This window comes from Bacillus sp. ChL18 (assembly GCF_026241425.1).
Lineage (GTDB): Bacteria > Bacillota > Bacilli > Bacillales > Bacillaceae > Bacillus > Bacillus velezensis.
The window spans coordinates 208054-226800 of the sequence record NZ_JAPHWE010000001.1; the positions used below are offsets into that span (position 1 = coordinate 208054).

Annotated in this window: 15 protein-coding genes and 1 pseudogene; 10 read left to right on the forward strand and 6 right to left on the reverse strand. The window is 48.8% G+C overall.

The window, feature by feature from the left end:
• Positions 1 to 46 precede the first annotated feature (46 nt).
• From OQ477_RS01190 to sspI, 4 genes are all read right to left on the reverse strand, one after another.
• A complete protein-coding gene (locus OQ477_RS01190) occupies positions 47 to 1375 on the reverse strand; it encodes a (Fe-S)-binding protein (protein WP_265971142.1) in 1329 nt (442 codons plus the stop codon).
• On the reverse strand, positions 1372 to 2784 hold the full coding sequence (gene glcD / locus OQ477_RS01195; RefSeq protein ID WP_015417962.1) for a glycolate oxidase subunit GlcD: 1413 nt from the start codon (positions 2782 to 2784) through the stop codon (positions 1372 to 1374). The genes OQ477_RS01190 and glcD overlap by 4 nt, the downstream gene beginning before the upstream one ends.
• Positions 2785 to 2883: 99 nt before the next feature.
• Positions 2884 to 3969, reverse strand: a complete 1086-nt coding sequence (locus tag OQ477_RS01200; RefSeq protein ID WP_265971143.1) for a CdaR family transcriptional regulator — start codon at positions 3967 to 3969, stop codon at positions 2884 to 2886.
• 61 nt (positions 3970 to 4030) lie between these two features.
• Positions 4031 to 4246: a small acid-soluble spore protein SspI gene (sspI, locus tag OQ477_RS01205; protein ID WP_003152527.1), complete on the reverse strand. Its 216-nt coding sequence runs from the start codon at positions 4244 to 4246 to the stop codon at positions 4031 to 4033.
• A gap of 120 nt (positions 4247 to 4366) precedes the next feature.
• Between sspI and OQ477_RS01210 the strand changes: the two genes are divergently transcribed.
• The 3 genes from OQ477_RS01210 (at position 4367) to pheT (ending at position 8937) form a co-directional block, all read left to right on the forward strand.
• The gene (locus tag OQ477_RS01210; RefSeq protein ID WP_007408111.1) at positions 4367 to 5113 is read left to right on the forward strand and encodes a TrmH family RNA methyltransferase; all 747 of its coding nucleotides are present in this window, start codon (positions 4367 to 4369) and stop codon (positions 5111 to 5113) included.
• Positions 5114 to 5474: 361 nt separating this feature from the next.
• Positions 5475 to 6509: a phenylalanine--tRNA ligase subunit alpha gene (gene pheS, locus OQ477_RS01215; RefSeq protein WP_003152530.1), complete on the forward strand. Its 1035-nt coding sequence runs from the start codon at positions 5475 to 5477 to the stop codon at positions 6507 to 6509.
• A 13-nt stretch (positions 6510 to 6522) separates the two neighbouring features.
• Positions 6523 to 8937, forward strand: a complete 2415-nt coding sequence (gene pheT / locus OQ477_RS01220; RefSeq protein ID WP_265971144.1) for a phenylalanine--tRNA ligase subunit beta — start codon at positions 6523 to 6525, stop codon at positions 8935 to 8937.
• Positions 8938 to 8973: 36 nt separating this feature from the next.
• Here pheT and rnhC read toward each other — a convergent pair whose 3' ends face one another.
• A complete protein-coding gene (gene rnhC, locus OQ477_RS01225) occupies positions 8974 to 9915 on the reverse strand; it encodes a ribonuclease HIII (protein WP_007408113.1) in 942 nt (313 codons plus the stop codon).
• 133 nt (positions 9916 to 10048) lie between these two features.
• Between rnhC and zapA the strand changes: the two genes are divergently transcribed.
• The 5 genes from zapA to OQ477_RS01250 all read left to right on the forward strand — a co-directional run bounded on the left by zapA (position 10049) and on the right by OQ477_RS01250 (position 15465).
• The gene (zapA, locus tag OQ477_RS01230) at positions 10049 to 10306 is read left to right on the forward strand and encodes a cell division protein ZapA (protein ID WP_007408114.1); all 258 of its coding nucleotides are present in this window, start codon (positions 10049 to 10051) and stop codon (positions 10304 to 10306) included.
• A gap of 7 nt (positions 10307 to 10313) precedes the next feature.
• Positions 10314 to 10847 carry a CvpA family protein gene (locus OQ477_RS01235; RefSeq protein ID WP_038459421.1) on the forward strand — a complete coding sequence of 178 codons (534 nt, stop codon included), beginning with the start codon at positions 10314 to 10316 and terminating at the stop codon, positions 10845 to 10847.
• A 106-nt stretch (positions 10848 to 10953) separates the two neighbouring features.
• The gene (gene polX / locus OQ477_RS01240) at positions 10954 to 12666 is read left to right on the forward strand and encodes a DNA polymerase/3'-5' exonuclease PolX (RefSeq protein WP_265971145.1); all 1713 of its coding nucleotides are present in this window, start codon (positions 10954 to 10956) and stop codon (positions 12664 to 12666) included.
• Positions 12667 to 12686: 20 nt separating this feature from the next.
• On the forward strand, positions 12687 to 15044 hold the full coding sequence (locus OQ477_RS01245; RefSeq protein WP_265971147.1) for an endonuclease MutS2: 2358 nt from the start codon (positions 12687 to 12689) through the stop codon (positions 15042 to 15044).
• Between the two features lie 16 nt (positions 15045 to 15060).
• Positions 15061 to 15465 (forward strand): DUF350 domain-containing protein, encoded by a 405-nt coding sequence (locus tag OQ477_RS01250; protein ID WP_003152541.1) that lies wholly within the window; start codon positions 15061 to 15063, stop codon positions 15463 to 15465.
• 138 nt (positions 15466 to 15603) lie between these two features.
• Here the strand turns inward: OQ477_RS01250 and OQ477_RS01255 are convergent.
• A pseudogene (locus OQ477_RS01255) lies at positions 15604 to 16287 on the reverse strand (DUF2711 family protein).
• 96 nt (positions 16288 to 16383) lie between these two features.
• Between OQ477_RS01255 and OQ477_RS01260 the strand changes: the two are divergent.
• The gene (locus OQ477_RS01260; protein ID WP_265971149.1) at positions 16384 to 18072 is read left to right on the forward strand and encodes an AMP-binding protein; all 1689 of its coding nucleotides are present in this window, start codon (positions 16384 to 16386) and stop codon (positions 18070 to 18072) included.
• 88 nt (positions 18073 to 18160) lie between these two features.
• Positions 18161 to 18745, forward strand: a complete 585-nt coding sequence (locus OQ477_RS01265; protein ID WP_007408119.1) for a TetR/AcrR family transcriptional regulator — start codon at positions 18161 to 18163, stop codon at positions 18743 to 18745.
• Positions 18746 to 18747: the final 2 nt, after the last annotated feature.

The window sequence follows — 18747 nt, forward strand, 5'->3', positions numbered from 1 at the left end:
GCATCATAAAAAAAGCAGAGAGCCGATCGGTCTCTCTGCTTTCATCTTATGACAAATCCGCCGCTTCCAAAAGGTAATCCGCCAAATGAACCGCGCGGACACGGCCTGTTAATCCTTCGCGCAAAATGCCGAGCTGCATTTGCAGAAGGCATCCGGGATTGGCTGTCACGATGACGGCCGCCTCCGTTTTTCCGGCGGCTTTCATCTTGCTGTCTAATATTTTCATAGACATCTCTGACTCTGTTATATTATAAATTCCCGCCGACCCGCAGCAGCTGTCGGCCTTTTCCATTTCTCTGTACTCAGCCCCTTTAATGCTTTTCAAAAGCGTGCGCGGTTCCTCTGACGTATGCATCACATTGCGGAGATGGCAGGAGTCCTGATATGTGACGATATGAGGAGACTGTGCCCGCAGGTTTTTTTGATGGAATTTCAGATCAACCAGTACGGATGAAAAGTCTTTGAGCTTCCGGACGAATTGTCCGGCACGTTCCGCCCATCCGGGTTCATCTTTCAGTAAATGCGGATATTCCTGAAGAAAGGCGCCGCATCCGCCGGCGTTTGTAATAATATAATCAGCGTCAAGCGCCTCAAAAGCCGCGATATTCCGCTTGGCCAGTTCTTTTCCCATCTCTTTTTCTCCGCTGTGCCCGTGAAGCGCGCCGCAGCACGCCTGGCCGTCCGGAACCGCGATTTCACACCCGGCCGCCTGTAAAAGCGCCGTTGTCGCATGATTTGTCGCTAAAAACATCGTATCCATTAAGCAGCCCGAGAAAAATGCGGCCCGTTTTTGGACGGGACCCGCGGCATGAAGAAAACGCGGCCTTTCCTTCATGTCTTTCCGTTTCGGGACGGGCGGGAGCACTTGTTCCATTGTGCGCAGATGTTCAGGCAAAACGCGCAGCATACCGGTTTTTCTGACGGCGGTCTGCAGTCCCGATCTTTGGTATATTCCGAGAAGATTCACGGCTGTCTGCATGCGGTTTTGATGAGGGAAAAGCCCGGTGAAGGCGGCTTTCCGCAAGAGGCGCACGCCCGGCTTATGTTTTTTATTTTGATGAATGATATCCCTCGCTTCTTCAAGCAGCTGTCCGTAATTGACCCCTGCCGGACAAACGGGCTCGCATGCCCGGCATCCGAGACACAGCGAAAGTGAGCGCTCGACATCTTCATCCGGCTCGATCAGTCCGTCAGTGACGGCTTTCATCAGGGCGATCCGGCCGCGCGGCGAATGGGATTCTTGAAATCCCGATTCGATATAGGTCGGACAGGAAGGAAGGCAGAAGCCGCAGCGCATACAGTTCAGCAATTCACCTTCATCCATGCGGTTTTTGAATTCTGTTTGAATGTGTTTCTGCTCTTTAGCCGTTGTCATTTCATCACCACCACGCGTTTCCTTGATGAATTGGCGAATATTTTTCCCGGATTCAGCAGATTTTGGGGATCAAGCGCTTGTTTGATCGCTTTCATGGCGGTGATGCCTTCTGTTTTCAGTTTCATTTCTAAATACGGCGCTTTTACGATGCCGACCCCGTGTTCACCCGTTATCGTTCCGCCCAGCTCAATCGCTTTTTCAAAAATGGCGGCAAAAGCTTTTTCGACACGTTCCATCTCCTCTGTATTTCGGATATCGGTGGTGCACGTCGGATGGAGGTTGCCGTCTCCGGCATGGCCGAATGTGCAGATGGACAGGCCGTATGTTTCTGCAATCTCGTTAATGGCTTTGACCATGCTGGCAATTTGTGATCTCGGCACGGTCGCATCTTCCAGAATCGTTGTCGGTTTCAGCCGGGCAAGGGCTGATAATGCGGACCGTCTGGCCTCTGTAAGCGCGAATGCCTCTTCCTCGGTTTCAGCCGTTTGGACGGATACGGCTGCTCCGTTTTTACAGATGGCTTCGATTTTTTCCATATCTCGTCTGACCGTGTCGATGTCACCGTCCTGTTCGATCAGCAATACCGCTTTTGCGTCGGTCGGAAGCCCGATCTTGGCGTAATCTTCAATGACCTGCAGTGTCGGCTGATCCAGAAATTCGAGTGTCGCCGGAATGATTTTTTCAGCGATGATGGCAGAAACCGATTCCGCAGCCGCTTCAATATGTTCATAGAGTGCAAGCAGCGTTTTTTTCGTTTCCGGCTTCGGAACCAGCTTTAAAGTCGCTTCCGTCACAACGCCGAGCGTCCCTTCTGATCCGACGAAAAGCCGGGTCAGATCATAACCGGCGACATCCTTTGTCAGCTTTCCTCCTGTGCGAATGATATCGCCTGAAGCCAAGACGGCTTCAAGGCCGAGGACATAATCCCGGGTGACGCCGTACTTCAGTCCGCGCAGCCCGCCGGAATTTTCATTAATATTCCCGCCGATCGTCGATATTTTCATGCTGCTCGGATCAGGCGGATAAAATAAACCTTTTTGTTCAACCGCACGGATCATATCTTGCGTGATCACGCCCGGCTGGACGGTTGCCGTCAAATTTTCTTCATCGATTTCCAGAATGCGGTTCATATGTTTGAATAAAAGCACAAGCCCGCCTTCAGACGGACATGTGCCGCCGCATAAGTTTGTGCCTGAACCCCTCGGCACGATCGGAATGTCATGTCTGCTGCAAATCGTTAATATACGGGACACGTCATCCGCGCTGCGGGGGGCGATTACCGCATCCGGCATGGCTTGCAGCTGAGGAGCCGCATCATAAGAATACACAAGACGGCCCGCCGCTGAATCATCATAATTCTCCTTCCCGACCGTCCGGATGAACGCTTCTTTTGCCTCTCGTGAAATCATGTTCTCCCAACCTCCCTGATAAGAAAAGCGTTTTCATTTAATTGTAAAGAAAAACGATTCCGCACACTATGGAGAAACATATGAAAAATGATGATATGATTACGTGATTTTTGTATGTTGATCTAAAAAGCGCAGCGCCAAATAAAAAGCTGTTATATCTTCAGGGCGGTCGAGATTCATATTTGTCAGTGATTCCAGTTTGGAAAGACGGTAGCGCAATGTATTGATATGAATATGCATGTCGTCGGCGGTGCGCTTTAACGATAATTGCCGGTCGAAAAAGGCGCGCAGCGTATCCAGAAGTTCTTCCCGGTCCAGTACATGCTCGAGAACCCGCCGTGAAAACTCCGACCGCGTGCCGGGTGCGATATCGGCAAGACACATATCCAGTTTTAAATCTTCTTCAAAGACGGCCTGCTTGTCATCGATTCCGGCTGAAAGTGCTTTATCCGCCTGTTCGTATGATTCCGTGAGGCGCTCTCCCGGAACGATCCGTCCGATGCCGGCGGTGACAGGCTGCCCGAAAACGGCGCCGATCTTTTTAATGAGCTGTGTTTTGGAAGCCGAATTTGCTTCATGATTAATGAGAATGCGTTCATTTCCCCAGCGGACAAACAGGTCTTCAGGGCATTCGTACTGCCAGAGCCGCCCGAGCTCCTCCGCTTTATATTGCTCATAACGGCCTTGAATGAGTATGATCCGGCGGTATGCGTGAAGGTCTGCGCCGATGAGCTTTGCTTTTTCTAAAAAGCCCGGAGACCATTCTTTCAGCTGCAGCCAATCAACCATAAAGGATTCAAGCATTCTCGCACGCCACTGCGCTTCTTCCATATGGCGCGTTTCTTTAATAAACAGCTCCGTCATTTTTCTGAGCAATTCTCCGAAAGGCAGGATATCGTCAGGGTCTCCTGTCAGGCCGAATACTCCGATCACTTCATGGCCTGAAAAAACGGGGAGGTTCAGTCCTGCTTTTACGCCCTCGAGCCGTTTTTCATCTTCTTTCGTAATGATGACATTCCGTTTTTCGCGCGCGCAGATCAGTGCGCCTTCATGAAACCATCCGGCGCGCGCCTCGTTGGTGCCCGCGATGATCATTCCTTTTGTATCGGCAATAATCACTTCGCGGCTGTACATATGTTTGACTTCGGCAATCAATTTCTTTGCCAGTTCCGGCTGTAACTGCATGGCGATCCCCCTCGCCATTATTATACAAAAAAAACCGGGTGTCCCATCACCCGGTTCATGTTTATTGCGCAGGTTTTAATCCGCCTTCAAGTGTTTTGAGCATTTCATTTTTTTCTGAGTCCGACGCATGCTGCCAAAGAACTTCGAATAAGACGCCGAGGCCCGGAAGCATTTTTTCTTCACCGCTTTGGATGGCGTCAACGATAGTATGCTCCAGCTGATCCTGGTTATTGCCGGTTACATTGGCAATAACGGCGTTGCGTAAATTAAGATCCATTACAACCGCTCCTTTTTTCTGAATGTGATACGCATATTCTTACCGCGCACGCGGTTTATTATGTGCTGTTCTTAAGATATAATAACAACATGCATGAAAAAAGGAGAGCACAGACATAAAGTGAAACGAATCGACTCTGCAAAAAACCAAAAAGTGAAGGACTGGAAAAAACTTCACACAAAAAAAGAGAGACTTAAAACGAATACATTTCTGATAGAAGGAGAGCATCTGGCAGAAGAAGCGCTCAAATCAAAGGGAACGGTAAAAGAAATTCTCGTAAACGATGAGAGCGCCATCCCGGCCGATCTGGACATGAGCATTCCGTGCTACGTGCTGAGCGAAGACGCGTTTTCAGCCGTGACGGAAACAGAAACGCCGCAGCGGATCGCCGCGGTCTGCCATATGCCGGATAAGCAGCCTGATCAGCTGAAGCGGCTGCTTCTGATTGATGCCGTGCAGGACCCGGGGAATTTAGGAACAATGATCAGAACGGCAGATGCGGCGGGCATCGACGCCGTTGTCCTTGGTGAGGGAACAGCAGACCCGTACAATGGAAAAACGCTGCGTTCAGCACAAGGATCTCATTTTCATATTCCCATTTTGAAACGTCCGCTTGATGAGTTCACCGCTGAGCTGAAATCACAAGGCGTCGCGATCTACGGCACGGCGCTTGAAAACGGTGCGGCTTATCAAAGCGTGAAGCCTGAAGAATCGTTCGCGTTAATCGTCGGGAACGAGGGGGCGGGAGTGGACGCCGGCCTTCTGCAAAAAACGGATCTCAACCTGTACGTTCCGCTGTACGGGCAGGCGGAATCGCTGAATGTGGCGGTAGCGGCCGCCATCCTCGTTTATCATCTCAGAGGATAGGTTGCGAAAAGCCTTGGATTTCACTATAATAGATAGCAATAATGTAAAAACCGTGACAGAGGACGTCAATTTTTGCACACACTGCCTTCCAGGGAGAAAATGCCGCTGACTGAGAGCATTTTTATCGCAGCACAAAAATTGATTTTCACCTCTCGAGTTGTCACCGGGACCGCGCCAAACGCGCGTAAAGGTGAACCGGAACGATCGTTTCCGTTATGTCAATGAAGCTGTCGGCAGATGAAGTCTGCCTTAAAAAGGGTGGTACCGCGGCCACAACTCGTCCCTTCTCTCAAGGGGCGGGTTTTTTTGTTTTCTGAAAAAGGCATAGAACGGTTTGGTTTACATAAAAGGAGGATGCATGATGGAAGAGAAGCTTAAACAGCTCGAACTGGAAGCTGCAGAAAAAGTAGAAGCGGCGGGTTCATTAAAAGAAGTTAACGACATTCGGGTGCAATATCTCGGAAAAAAAGGGCCGATTACAGAAGTTCTCCGCGGCATGGGCAAACTGTCCGCCGAAGAGCGCCCGAAAATGGGAGCGCTCGCCAATGAAGTGAGAGAGCGCATTGCAGCAGCCATTACGGCGAAAAATGAACAGCTTGAACAAGAAGAAATGAATAAAAAACTCAGCAGCCAGACGATTGACGTCACATTGCCGGGCAGTCAGGTAAACATCGGCGGCCGCCATCCGCTTACGGTCGTTATTGAAGAAATTGAAGATTTATTTATCGGCATGGGATATACCGTCGAAGAAGGCCCTGAAGTGGAAACGGATTATTACAACTTTGAGGCGCTGAACCTGCCGAAGGAACATCCGGCCCGCGACATGCAGGACAGCTTTTACATTACAGAAGAAATGCTGATGAGAACGCAGACGTCACCGGTGCAGACGCGCACGATGGAAAAGCATAAAGGAAAAGGCCCCGTCAAAATCATTTGTCCCGGTAAAGTGTATCGCCGCGACAACGATGACGCGACCCATTCCCATCAATTCATGCAGATCGAGGGTCTCGTCGTCGACCGCAAAATCAGCATGAGCGACCTGAAAGGCACGCTTGAATTGGTCGCCAAAAAAATGTTCGGCCAAGATCGTGAAATCAGGCTCCGTCCGAGCTTTTTCCCATTCACAGAGCCTTCTGTCGAGGTGGATGTGACCTGCTTTAAGTGCGGCGGACAAGGCTGCTCCGTCTGCAAAAAAACAGGCTGGATCGAAATTCTCGGCGCCGGCATGGTTCATCCGAACGTGCTGAAAATGGCCGGATTCAATCCTGAGGAATACCAGGGTTTTGCTTTCGGAATGGGTGTGGAACGAATCGCGATGCTGAAATACGGCATTGAAGATATCCGCCATTTCTATACCAATGATGTCAGATTCATTTCGCAGTTTAAACAGGCGTAAGAGGAGGATACACATGTTTGTTTCTTATAAATGGTTAGAAGATTACGTTGACTTGCAGGGAATCGACCCGGCCGTGCTTGCAGAAAAAATTACGAGAGCCGGTATTGAAGTTGAGGGTATCGAGTATAAAGGGGAGGGCGTAAAAGGCGTTGTCATCGGACAAGTGCTTGAGCGCGAACAGCACCCGAATGCCGACAAGCTCAACAAATGCCTTGTTGATATCGGTGCGGAGGAACCCGTGCAGATTATCTGCGGCGCCCCGAATGTTGATAAAGGACAGAAGGTTGCCGTTGCAACGGTCGGAGCCGTGCTTCCCGGCAATTTCAAAATTAAAAAAGCCAAGCTGCGCGGCGAAGCGTCTCACGGCATGATCTGTTCCCTTCAGGAGCTCGGCATTGAAAGCAAGCTCGTGGCGAAAGAATATGCGGAAGGCATTTTCGTTTTTCCGAATGATGCTGAAACGGGAGCTGACGCAATGGCGGCCCTTCAGCTTGATGATGCGATTTTAGAATTGGGCTTAACGCCGAACCGCGCCGACGCGATGAACATGCTTGGCGTGGCTTATGAAGTTGCGGCTATCCTCGGCGCAGAGGTAAAGCTTCCGGAGGCTTCATATGAAAAAGCGGCAGAAAAAGCGGCGGATGCTGTTTCCGTTAAGGTTGAAGATACGCAGGCCAATCCGCATTATGCCGCAAAAATCATTAAAAACGTCAAAATCGGCCCGTCTCCGCTATGGATGCAGACGAAGCTGATGAATGCAGGCATCCGCCCGCATAATAACGTCGTGGACATTACAAACTTCGTCCTCCTTGAGTACGGACAGCCGCTTCACGCTTTCGATTACGACCGGTTCGGTTCAAAAGAGGTCGTCGTCAGAAAAGCGGCGGAAAACGAAACCATCGTGACGCTGGATGAACAAGAGCGCAAGCTGTCAAGCAGCCATTTGGTCATCACAAACGGAAAAAAAGCGCAAGCCGTTGCGGGAGTCATGGGCGGAGCTGAGTCTGAAGTCCGCGAAGACACCACTGCGATTTTACTGGAAGCCGCTTATTTCGACGGACAGACCGTCCGCAAAGCGTCGAGAGACCTCGGACTGAGAAGCGAAGCGAGCGCCAGATATGAAAAAGGCATTGATCCGGCCCGTGTTTTGCTGGCGGCTGAACGGGCCTGCAGTCTCATTCAGGCATATGCCGGCGGAGAAGTGCTCTCAGGCACGGTTGAAGAAAATCATCTGAAAATCGAAGCAAACAACATTCACGTGTCTGTTGAAAAAGTGAACGCCGTACTCGGCATGACAATCGCTAAAGAAGAAATCATCAGCATTTACAAGCGCCTCGGGTTTGCAGTCGGTGAAGCTGAAGACGTTCTCGTCGTAACGGTGCCGTCGCGCCGCGGAGATATTAGAATAGAAGAAGACCTGATTGAAGAAGCGGCGAGATTGTACGGGTATGACAATATCCCGTCCACGCTTCCGGAAACGGCCGGCACGACAGGCGGCTTGACACCGTATCAGGCAAAACGCCGGAAAGTGAGACGTTTCCTTGAAGGAGCGGGTCTTTCACAAGCGACCACTTATTCATTAACGAATGATAAAAAAGCGGCCGCTTTTGCGATCGAAAAATCATTCAACACGATGCTTGCTCTGCCAATGAGCGAAGAAAGAAGCATTCTCAGACACAGCCTCGTGCCGAATCTTCTTGAAGCCGTTTCATACAATCTGGCCAGACAGACTGATTCCGTTGCTTTATATGAAACGGGTTCTGTATTTCTGACGAAAGAAGAAAACACAAAACCGGTTGAAAAAGAACGGGTTGCCGGAGCTGTAACCGGATTGTGGCGCAAAAATTTATGGCAGGGTGAGAAAAAGCCGGTTGATTTCTTCGTCGTCAAAGGAATCGTTGAAGGCCTGCTGCATCAATTGAATGTGTCAGACCGGGTTGAATTTGTCCAGTCAGAACGCAAAAACATGCATCCCGGCCGGACGGCAAACATTCTATTGAACGGTTCGCTTGCCGGATTTATCGGCCAGGTGCATCCGGCAATGGAAAAAGAGCTGGATATCAAAGAAACGTACGTGTTCGAGCTTGATCTGCACGCGCTTCTGACCGAGGAAACAGAACCTGTCGTGTATACGCCGATTCCGAAGTACCCGTCCGTCACGCGCGACATTGCGCTTGTGGCAGATAAAACCGTTACAAGCGGACAGCTCGAAGCCGTGATCAAAGAAGCCGGCGGCGCGCTGCTGAAAGAAGTCACCGTATTTGATGTGTACGAAGGTGAGCATATGGAAGAAGGCAAAAAATCCGTCGCCTTCTCGCTCCAATATGTTAACCCTGAACAAACATTGACAGAAGAAGAAGTGACAAAAGTACATGAAAACGTGCTGAAAGCGCTGGAAGAAACGTATCAGGCCGTATTAAGAGGATAAAGAAAAAGCTTGCAGATCACTCTGCAAGCTTTTTTATTATGACCGCTTCCGTTCAACAAGGCGTTTCGCTTTTTGCGTATTGGCAAAATGAAGTTTGGTGAACGTTCTGAGCGCACCTTCTCCCTTATTGATGATCAGCTTGGCGGCAGCTTCATCGACGTGCGGCCCCGCGCCTTTTGGAATCGTCATCCCAGCCTCTCGGGAAAGCTTATCCATTTCAATTAAGAAAGAATATCGCGCAATGATAGAGGCTGCGGCAACGGAAAGATGTATGCTTTCCGCTTTCGTGCTGAAAAACGTTTTTTCTTTTACGATATCCCGTCCGGAAAGATGCTTAAAATAAATGCCGGGCTCTGCGAATTGGTCAATCAAAATCGCTTCCGGTTTAACGCCGTTCATTTTTCTCAGCAGATTGGAAATCGCCTGATTATGAAGGAGCGCCTTCATTTTTCCTTGGCTCATGCCTTTTTCCTGCATCTGATTGTATTTTTCGTTTTTTAACACAAGCAGGCTGTAAGGAATGGTTTTAATTAACAGTTTGGCGATTTCAATAATCTGCGGATCTTTTAAATCCTTCGAATCCTTCACACCGAGTTCTTTCATTAAAGAGAGCTTTGATTTGTCGGCGTAGGCGCAGGCAACTGTTATCGGCCCGAAGTAATCGCCTGTTCCGACTTCATCAGAGCCGATCACTGACATGGAGGCAATGCCCGCCGGGGGAGCGTAGAGCGGGTCGGCCGCTTTTTTGACGGTTTTCTTTGCTTTCGGCGCCTCAGCCGTTCCCCAGCGGGCCGCTTCTGTGCCGGCATTTTTTCCTTGAAAGAGAACCTTGCCCGAGCGGTAGGCTGTAATGGTACAGCCCGGAGGCTTAGCCTGGAAGACGGCGCCCTGCGGAACGGCGGGAGTAAGGGAGCCGGCATAGGATTGTTTCATTTGTTCCATTGCGGAAGCGGATACTTTTATAACAGAATGGGACACGATATAATCTCCTTTTTTGGCACTTTTCACTGTATATACCAGTGTATCATAACAGCCTGAGGCTCGTCTTTCCATTCAAACGATAATCGTGGTATGATAGGAACTAGGATTCTCGCGGAATGGAGGAGAAACGTTGTCTGACGGCAAAAAAACCAAAACGACAGTAAACATTTACGGCCAGCACTTCACCATTATCGGGGAAGAAAGCAAAGCGCACATGCGCCATGTGGCCGGAGTGGTTGATGATAAAATGAGAGAAATCAACGAGAAAAATCCATATCTTGATATAAATAAGCTCGCTGTATTGACTGCGGTCAATGTCGTGCATGATTATATGAAACTGCAAGAAAAATATGAAATACTGGAGCGGCAGCTTAAAGAAAAGGAATGAACACCATATGATAGATATCATCATCTTAGTTTTGCTCTTAATGGGCACATTGCTTGGATTAAAAAGAGGATTTATCCTCCAATTTATATATTTAACGAGTTTCATCCTCTCGATTGCGTTTGCGGCGCTTTTTTACAAAAACCTGGCCCCGCATCTGAGCTTTATACCCGCGCCTGATTTTTCCGGCGGGCAGGCGGCTCTGTCTTTTATTAAAGGAAACGTAGAGACGGCTTATTACAACGCGATCGCGTTTGTCATTTTGTTTATCATCGCAAAGATTCTGCTTCGGATTATCGGAGCGGCGCTTAATATTATCGCCAGCATTCCGGTCATTAAACAGATCAACAAACTGCTGGGCGGGGTGCTCGGATTTCTGGAAGTCTATTTATTTGCGTTTATCCTGTTATACGTCGCATCCGTACTGCCGGTAAGCGTGCTTCAGGATATGCTCGCACAATCGACGCTTGCAAATATCATCACACATCATACGCCGTATCTGTCAGGGCTCCTGCAAGAACTGTGGGCCCAGTACGGGGCATAAAAAACTTCTCTTGACCGGAGAAGTTTTTTTCAAGCTCTGCGCCAGTTGTGCCGGAGGAGAAAAATTTGTATGATGAAAAGCAGGAAACGACTGGGGGGTTAACAGTATGCATAAAAAAGATATCATCAGGCTGCTTGAAACGATTGCGGTCTATATGGAACTGAAAGGGGACAACCCGTTTAAAATATCAGCCTTCCGAAAAGCGGCAGCGGTGCTTGAGCAGGATGACCGCAGCCTGTCGGAAATCGACGACATGATGTCTATATCCGGCATCGGAAAAGGCACTTACGGCGTCATTCGTGAATATATGGAGGAAGGTGTGTCCGGCACGCTTCTCCAATTGCAGAAAGAAGTTCCGGAAGGCTTGGTTCCTCTTTTGAAGCTTCCGGGCCTCGGCGGCAAAAAAATCGCCAAGCTGTATCAGGAACTGGGCGTTCATGACGCGGAATCGCTGAAAGAAGCGTGCGAGCAGCAAAAAGTACAGGGGCTCGCCGGTTTCGGCAAAAAAACGGAGGAGAAAATCCTTCAGGCTCTCGGAGAAGCCGGAAAACAGCCGGAACGTTTTCCGATCGGCTATGCGCTCGGCATTGCTTCAGTAATTGAAGAACATTTGGCCCGGCTGACGGATATTCAGAAATATTCCCGGGCCGGCAGTCTCAGAAGAGCGCGGGAAACCGTAAAAGATCTGGATTACATTATCGCTACAGATCATCCGGAGGCTGTCAGAGAACAGCTTCTTTCCCTCCCGAACGTAAAAGACGTGATAGCGAGCGGGGATACAAAAGTATCAGTCATCCTGACCTTTGAATATGAGACGAGTGTGGATTTCCGGCTTGTGACAGAGGAACAGTTTGCCACCACGCTGCATCATTTTACCGGTTCTAAAGATCACAATATTAAAATGCGCCAGCTGGCGAAAGAGCGCGGTGAACGGATCAGTGAATATGGAGTAGAAACCATAGAAACGGGAGACGTCAAAACATTCCCGAGCGAAGAAGCGTTTTACGCCCACTTCGGTCTGCCGTTTATTCCTCCTGAGCTCAGAGAAACCGGGCAGGAGGTCGACACGTACCGGGAAGAAACGGATCTTGTGGAGCATAAAGCGATAAAAGGCGATCTCCACATGCACTCAGCCTGGAGTGACGGCGCTTTTTCCATCAGAGAAATGGCAGAAGCGTGTATGGCAAAAGGCTATCAGTACATGGCGATCACCGACCATTCCCAATATTTAAAGGTAGCCAACGGGTTAACGGCCGAACGGCTCAAAAAACAGGCGGAAGAAATTGACGCGTTAAATGCTGAATTTGAAAATTTTCATATTTTTAAAGGCGTAGAAATGGACATTCTCCCCGACGGTTCGCTCGATTATGATGACAGTGTTCTGTCTGAAATGGATCTTGTCATCGCGTCTATTCATTCAAGCTTCAGCCAGCCGGAGCATGTCATTATGAAACGGCTTGAACAGGCGCTGACGAATAAGCACGTGGACATTATCGCCCACCCGACGGGACGCCTGATCGGCAGACGGGCCGGCTATGAAGTCGACATCGACATGCTGATTGAACTCGCCGCCAAAACAAATACGGCGCTTGAACTGAATGCAAACCCCGCGCGCCTCGATTTGCGGACTGAGCATCTGATCAAAGCAAATGAAAAAGGTGTGACTTTGGTCATTAATACAGATGCCCATAATATCGAGATGCTCGATGATATGAAAACGGGCGTGACCGCTGCGCGCAAAGGGTGGACGGAGACAAAACATGTGTTAAACGCCCGGCCGCTACACGAGGTCAAAGCATTTCTGACGCGCAATGATTAAGTAAGGAGGATCACAAAACCGTGCAGCAAAAAGTGTTATCATCACTTGAATTTCATAAAGTAAAAGAACAGATTACCGCACATGCCGCCTCATCGCTCGGCCGGGAGAAGCTTCTGCAGCTGAAACCTTTGACGGATCTCTCAGACATCCAAAAACAGCTGGATGAAGTCGAAGAAGCATCCGCGGTCATGCGCTTGAGAGGCCATGCTCCGTTCGGCGGCCTGACCGACATAAGATCCGCTTTACGGCGGGCGGAAATCGGCAGTGTGCTGACGCCGGCGGAATTTACCGAATTGTCTGGGCTGCTGTATGCCGTTAAACAAATGAAGCATTTTATCAGCCAAATGACAGAAGACGGCGTTGGCATTCCGCTGATACAAGCCCATGCAGAAGAGCTGATTACATTAGGCGATTTGGAAAGGGAGATTAACTCCTGCATTGATGACCATGGGGAAGTGCTTGATCATGCGTCTCCCGCTTTAAGGGGAATCCGCACGCAGCTCAGGACGCTTGAATCAAGAGTCAGAGACCGGCTTGAATCGATGCTGCGTTCATCTTCCGCTTCTAAAATGCTGTCTGACACCATCGTTACGATTCGGAATGACCGCTTTGTCATCCCGGTCAAACAGGAATACAGATCAAGCTACGGCGGAATTGTCCACGATACATCTTCATCCGGTGCGACACTGTTTATTGAACCGCAGGCGATCGTAGATATGAACAACTCGCTTCAGCAGGCGAAAGTAAAAGAAAAACAGGAAATCGAACGAATTCTCCGAATGCTGACGGAGCATACGGCTGAACACACACAAGAAATCGCTCAAAATGTGGAAGTGCTGCAGACACTGGATTTCATTTTCGCCAAAGCGAGATACGCAAAAGCAATGAAGGCGACAAAACCACTCATGAACGGAGACGGTTTTATCCGGCTGAAAAAAGCGCGCCATCCGCTGCTGCCCCAAGATCAAGTCGTGGCCAACGATATTGAACTGGGCGGAGATTACTCAACGATCGTTATCACGGGACCGAATACGGGCGGTAAAACCGTTACGTTAAAAACACTCGGGCTGCTGACGATAATGGCGCAGGCAGGATTGCACATACCGGCTGATGAAGGATCGGAAGCAGCCGTATTTGACAATGTGTTTGCCGATATCGGCGATGAACAGTCGATCGAACAAAGTCTGAGTACGTTCTCATCCCACATGGTCAATATCGTCAATATTTTAAAAGACGTGTCTGAAAACAGTCTTGTGCTGTTTGATGAACTCGGTGCCGGAACAGATCCGCAGGAAGGAGCGGCGCTTGCCATGAGCATCCTTGACGAAGTTCACCGGACAAACGCCAGAGTGCTTGCGACAACCCATTATCCGGAACTGAAAGCATACGGATATAACAGACAAGGCGTCATGAATGCCAGCGTTGAATTTGACATCGAAACGCTTTCGCCTACTTATAAGCTTCTGATTGGAGTGCCGGGCCGAAGCAACGCATTTGAAATCTCAAGACGCCTTGGGCTTCCGGAGCATATCATCGGCCAGGCGAAGTCAGAAATGACCGCCGAACATAACGAAGTCGATCTGATGATCGCATCGCTTGAAAGAAGCAAAAAAAGAGCGGATGAAGAACTTTCTGAAACCGAATCAATCAGAAAAGAAGCAGAAAAACTGCACAAAGAGCTTCAGCAGCAAATCATTGAGCTGAACGCCCAAAAAGATAAAATGATGGAAGAAGCCGAACAGAAAGCTGCGGAAAAACTGGAAGCCGCCGCAAAAGAAGCCGAACAGATCATCCGCGAACTCCGGTCCATCAAGCAAGAACACAGATCCTTTAAGGAACACGAGCTGATTGACGCCAAAAAACGTCTCGGAGACGCGATGCCGGCTTTTGAAAAATCAAAGCAGCCGGAAAGAAAGACAGAGAAAAAACGCGAGCTGAAGCCGGGCGACGAAGTAAAGGTGCTCACATTCGGACAAAAAGGGGCGCTGCTTGAGAAAACCGGCGAGAAAGAATGGAACGTCCAAATCGGCATCCTCAAAATGAAGGTGAAGGAAAAAGATCTTGAGTTTCTCAAATCGGCTCCTGAACCGAAAAAAGAAAAAGCAATCACCGCCGTAAAAGGGAAGGATTATCACGTATCCCTTGAACTTGACCTCAGGGGAGAGCGTTACGAAAACGCCCTCAGCCGCGTCGAAAAATATTTAGATGACGCGGTGCTTGCCGGCTATCCGAGAGTGTCCATCATTCACGGAAAAGGCACGGGCGCCCTCCGAAAAGGGGTGCAGGATCTTCTGAAAAACCACCGCAGTGTGAAAAGCTCGCGGTTCGGGGAAGCGGGAGAAGGAGGATCAGGCGTAACGATTGTCGAACTAAAATAAAAAGGGAGTAAACGTCATGAATGCTTTTTGGGAAAATGAGCTTGTTGAAATCGCGGCTTATTACAGTGTAGCCGTCTTGTGTCTCGTCATTTTTCTGACCGTGTTTGAATTGGTGACATCCTATAAAAACTGGGTGGAAATCCAAAAAGGCAATCTTGCGGTGGCAATGGCGACCGGAGGGAAAATTCTCGGTATCGCAAATGTCTTTCAGCACAGCATCGCCCAGCATAATTCGCTTTTGCAAATGATCGGCTGGGGCGTATACGGATTTATTATGCTTTTAATCAGCTATTTTATCTTTGAATTTCTGACGCCCCGGTTTAAAATTGATAAGGAAATTGAAAAAGATAACAGAGCTGTCGGCTTTATTTCATTTGTCATCTCAGTCGGCCTGTCATTTGTGGTGGCCGCCGGGATTTAAGGGGACGGGGAAAAATGGAGAAGCTTGCGAAAGTGCTGCTGTCGGCAGCGGGAATTTTTCTGTTCATCGGACTTATTTATCTGGTCATGACATCTTAATACTGAAAAAAGGCTGCCGAACTAAAATCGGCGGCCTTTTTTATTGAGAATACCAGTTTATGCAGGCCGTATCAGAGCAAATGACGGCTTCCCAACTCATGGCGCGGACAACAGACGGCATGTCTTGATCTTCCATGAGAAAGAGTGTCGTAAAAGAATCATATATGCTCATAAAAGCCGCGCGCCGTTTTTCGTCGGCAATGATCATGTCAGCCCGCAGCAATCCGCATACATCCGAAGCCGCCGTTTGATTGAGTGAAAATATGCCTTTCTCTTCGACAGGCTCATAATAAGTGCAGCGCTTTATGCCTTTTGAACGGAACACATCCAAAAGTCCCGGAATTAAAAATGGTTAAGTAATATCGTCGCTCGGCAAGTACAGATCGGGATGAAGCCGATTAAACAGCCTGGCGGATTCAGGATGTGCATATTCATCCCGAAGTGCCATGACAGCAGTCATAAGCGCAAGCGCCGTCTCTTTTTCAGAGCGCAATCCGCAAACGGTCATGACGGTTTGCCAGGAAACGGGTCTGCCCATCGCGATGATCTCCTCATCACTCGGATACCTATGTTCATAAGGCCGTTTGCGCTTTTGCTCTTCCCACCCATCAGGCATCCGGACAAAGGGATGGAGCAAAAAGGCGGCTGACGTAAACGGCTTCGGCAGCTGGCGCAGGATAGGAACTCCTTCTTCAAAATGCAGCGTTTCCAGCAAACTCAACACCTCCTGAAACTCGAAATTTCACATGAAACGCTTTCCAATTCCAATCACCCTTCTGCTATAATAATAGCGTATAGGAAAACAGAAGGGAGAGGTATTATGCAGTCTGAAAAGCCATGGCTTTCTCAATATCCCGAAGAGATTCCGCATGAGCTTGAATTTACCGATCAAACCCTGCCATCCAATCTGACAAACTCCGCAGCTCAATTCCCGAACCATACCGCCATTTATTTTCTCGGAAAAAAACTCACATTCCAAGACGTTCTCACAGATTCGTTAAAGCTAGCCGCTTTTTTACGCAAAACAGGCCTGAAAAAAGGGGACAGAGCCGCCATTATGCTGCCCAATTGTCCGCAGTCGGTCATCGCTTTTTACGGCGTATTGTTTGCCGGCGGCATTGTCGTTCAGACCAACCCTCTCTACACGGAACACGAGCTTGAGTATCAGCTGAAAGACAGTGCGCCGCGCGTGATCATCACCCTCGATATGCTGTTTCCGAAAGTGATAAAAATGAAAACGTTATCACTCATCGAAGGCATTATTACAACAAGTATAAAAGACTTTTTGCCGTTTCCGAAAAATATGCTGTATACGCTCACGCAAAAACAGCAGGTTCATATTGATTATGACGGCTGCGAACAAATTCACAAATTAGCGGATATTTTAAAAAACGAAAGAGCGGAGGAAGCAGAGCCATTTGATATTGACCCTGTGCATGACATCGCCGTGCTTCAATACACGGGCGGAACAACCGGCTATCCGAAAGGCGTCATGCTCACACATCGGAACATTCAGGCCAATACAGAAATGTGCGCCGCCTGGATGTACAAAATGAAAAAGGGAGCCGAAAAGGTGCTCGGCATCGTGCCTTTTTTTCATGTGTACGGATTGACCGCCGTGCTCAATTTTTCCATTATGCAGGGATGTGAAATGATCCTTCTTCCCAAATTCAATCCTTTGGATACCTTGAAAACAATCGACAGGCTGAAGCCGACGGTTTTTCCCGGGGCGCCGACGATTTACATCGGGCTGTTGCATCATCCGGAGCTGAATAAATATGATCTGTCCTCCATTGAAAACTGTCCGAGCGGTTCAGCGGCGCTGCCGGTTGAGGTCAAACAGAAATTTGAAAAAGTGACCGGAGGAAAGCTTGTGGAAGGCTACGGATTATCCGAAGCATCACCGGTTACCCATTCAAACTTCATCTGGGGAAAAAATAAACCCGGCAGCATCGGCTGTCCCTGGCCCAATACCGACGCCGGAATCTATTCAGAAGAAAAAGGCGGGCTTGCGGAGCCGTATGAACACGGCGAGCTGATCGTAAAAGGCCCTCAAGTCATGAAAGGATACTGGAATAAGCAGGAGGAGACGGCGCGTGTCATCAGAGACGGCTGGCTGTTTACCGGGGATATGGGATATATGGATGAGGAAGGATTTTTCTACATCGCCGACAGGAAAAAAGACATCATCATTGCCGGCGGATACAACATTTACCCCCGAGAGGTGGAAGAGGCGCTGTATGAGCATGAAGCCGTTCAGGAAATCGTCGTAGCGGGCGTTCCTGATTCCTACAGGGGGGAAACGGTGAAAGCATTTATCGTTTTGAAAAAAGGCGCCGAGGCAGATGCCGATGAGCTTGATGCGTTTGCAAGAGAGCGGCTTGCGCCGTACAAAGTCCCGAAGCTTTACGAATTCAGAAAAGAGCTTCCGAAAACGGCCGTCGGAAAAATATTAAGAAGGCGTTTAGTCGAAGAGGAAGATGCTTCCCGTGAAAACAAGGTGCCTTAAAAGAAAAACTTGACAAAATCCGGATTCCTTTTTATCATGAAGTTATGAATGAATAGTCATTCATTTATCGAAGGAAGGAACGATGACATTGAACCAAAAACGGCCAAAGTATATGCAGATTATTGATGCAGCAGTAGAAGTCATAGCGGAAAACGGCTATCACCAATCACAGGTGTCCAAAATCGCCAAGCAGGCCGGCGTTGCGGACGGCACCATCTATTTATATTTCAAAAACAAAGAGGATATACTCATTTCTCTTTTTAAAGAAAAGATGGGCCAGTTCATTGAACGCATGGAAGAAGAAGTGAAAGAAAAAACGACGGCAAAAGAAAAACTCGCTCTCGTTATTAAGCAGCATTTCACACTGCTCGGCAATGACCGCCACCTCGCGATTGTGACCCAGCTTGAGCTCAGACAGTCGAATATCAAGCTGCGCCTGAAAATCAATGATATTTTAAAAGGTTATTTAAACATGCTGGACACCATTTTGACCGAAGGAATCAAGTCGGGGGAATGGAAAGACAATCTCGACGTCCGCCTCGCCCGGCAGATGATATTCGGGACGATAGATGAAACAGTGACAACATGGGTGATGAACGATCAGAAATATGATCTTCCGGATTTGTCAGACAAGGTATTGGAGCTGTTGGTGTCAGGAATTCATCAAAACTAAAG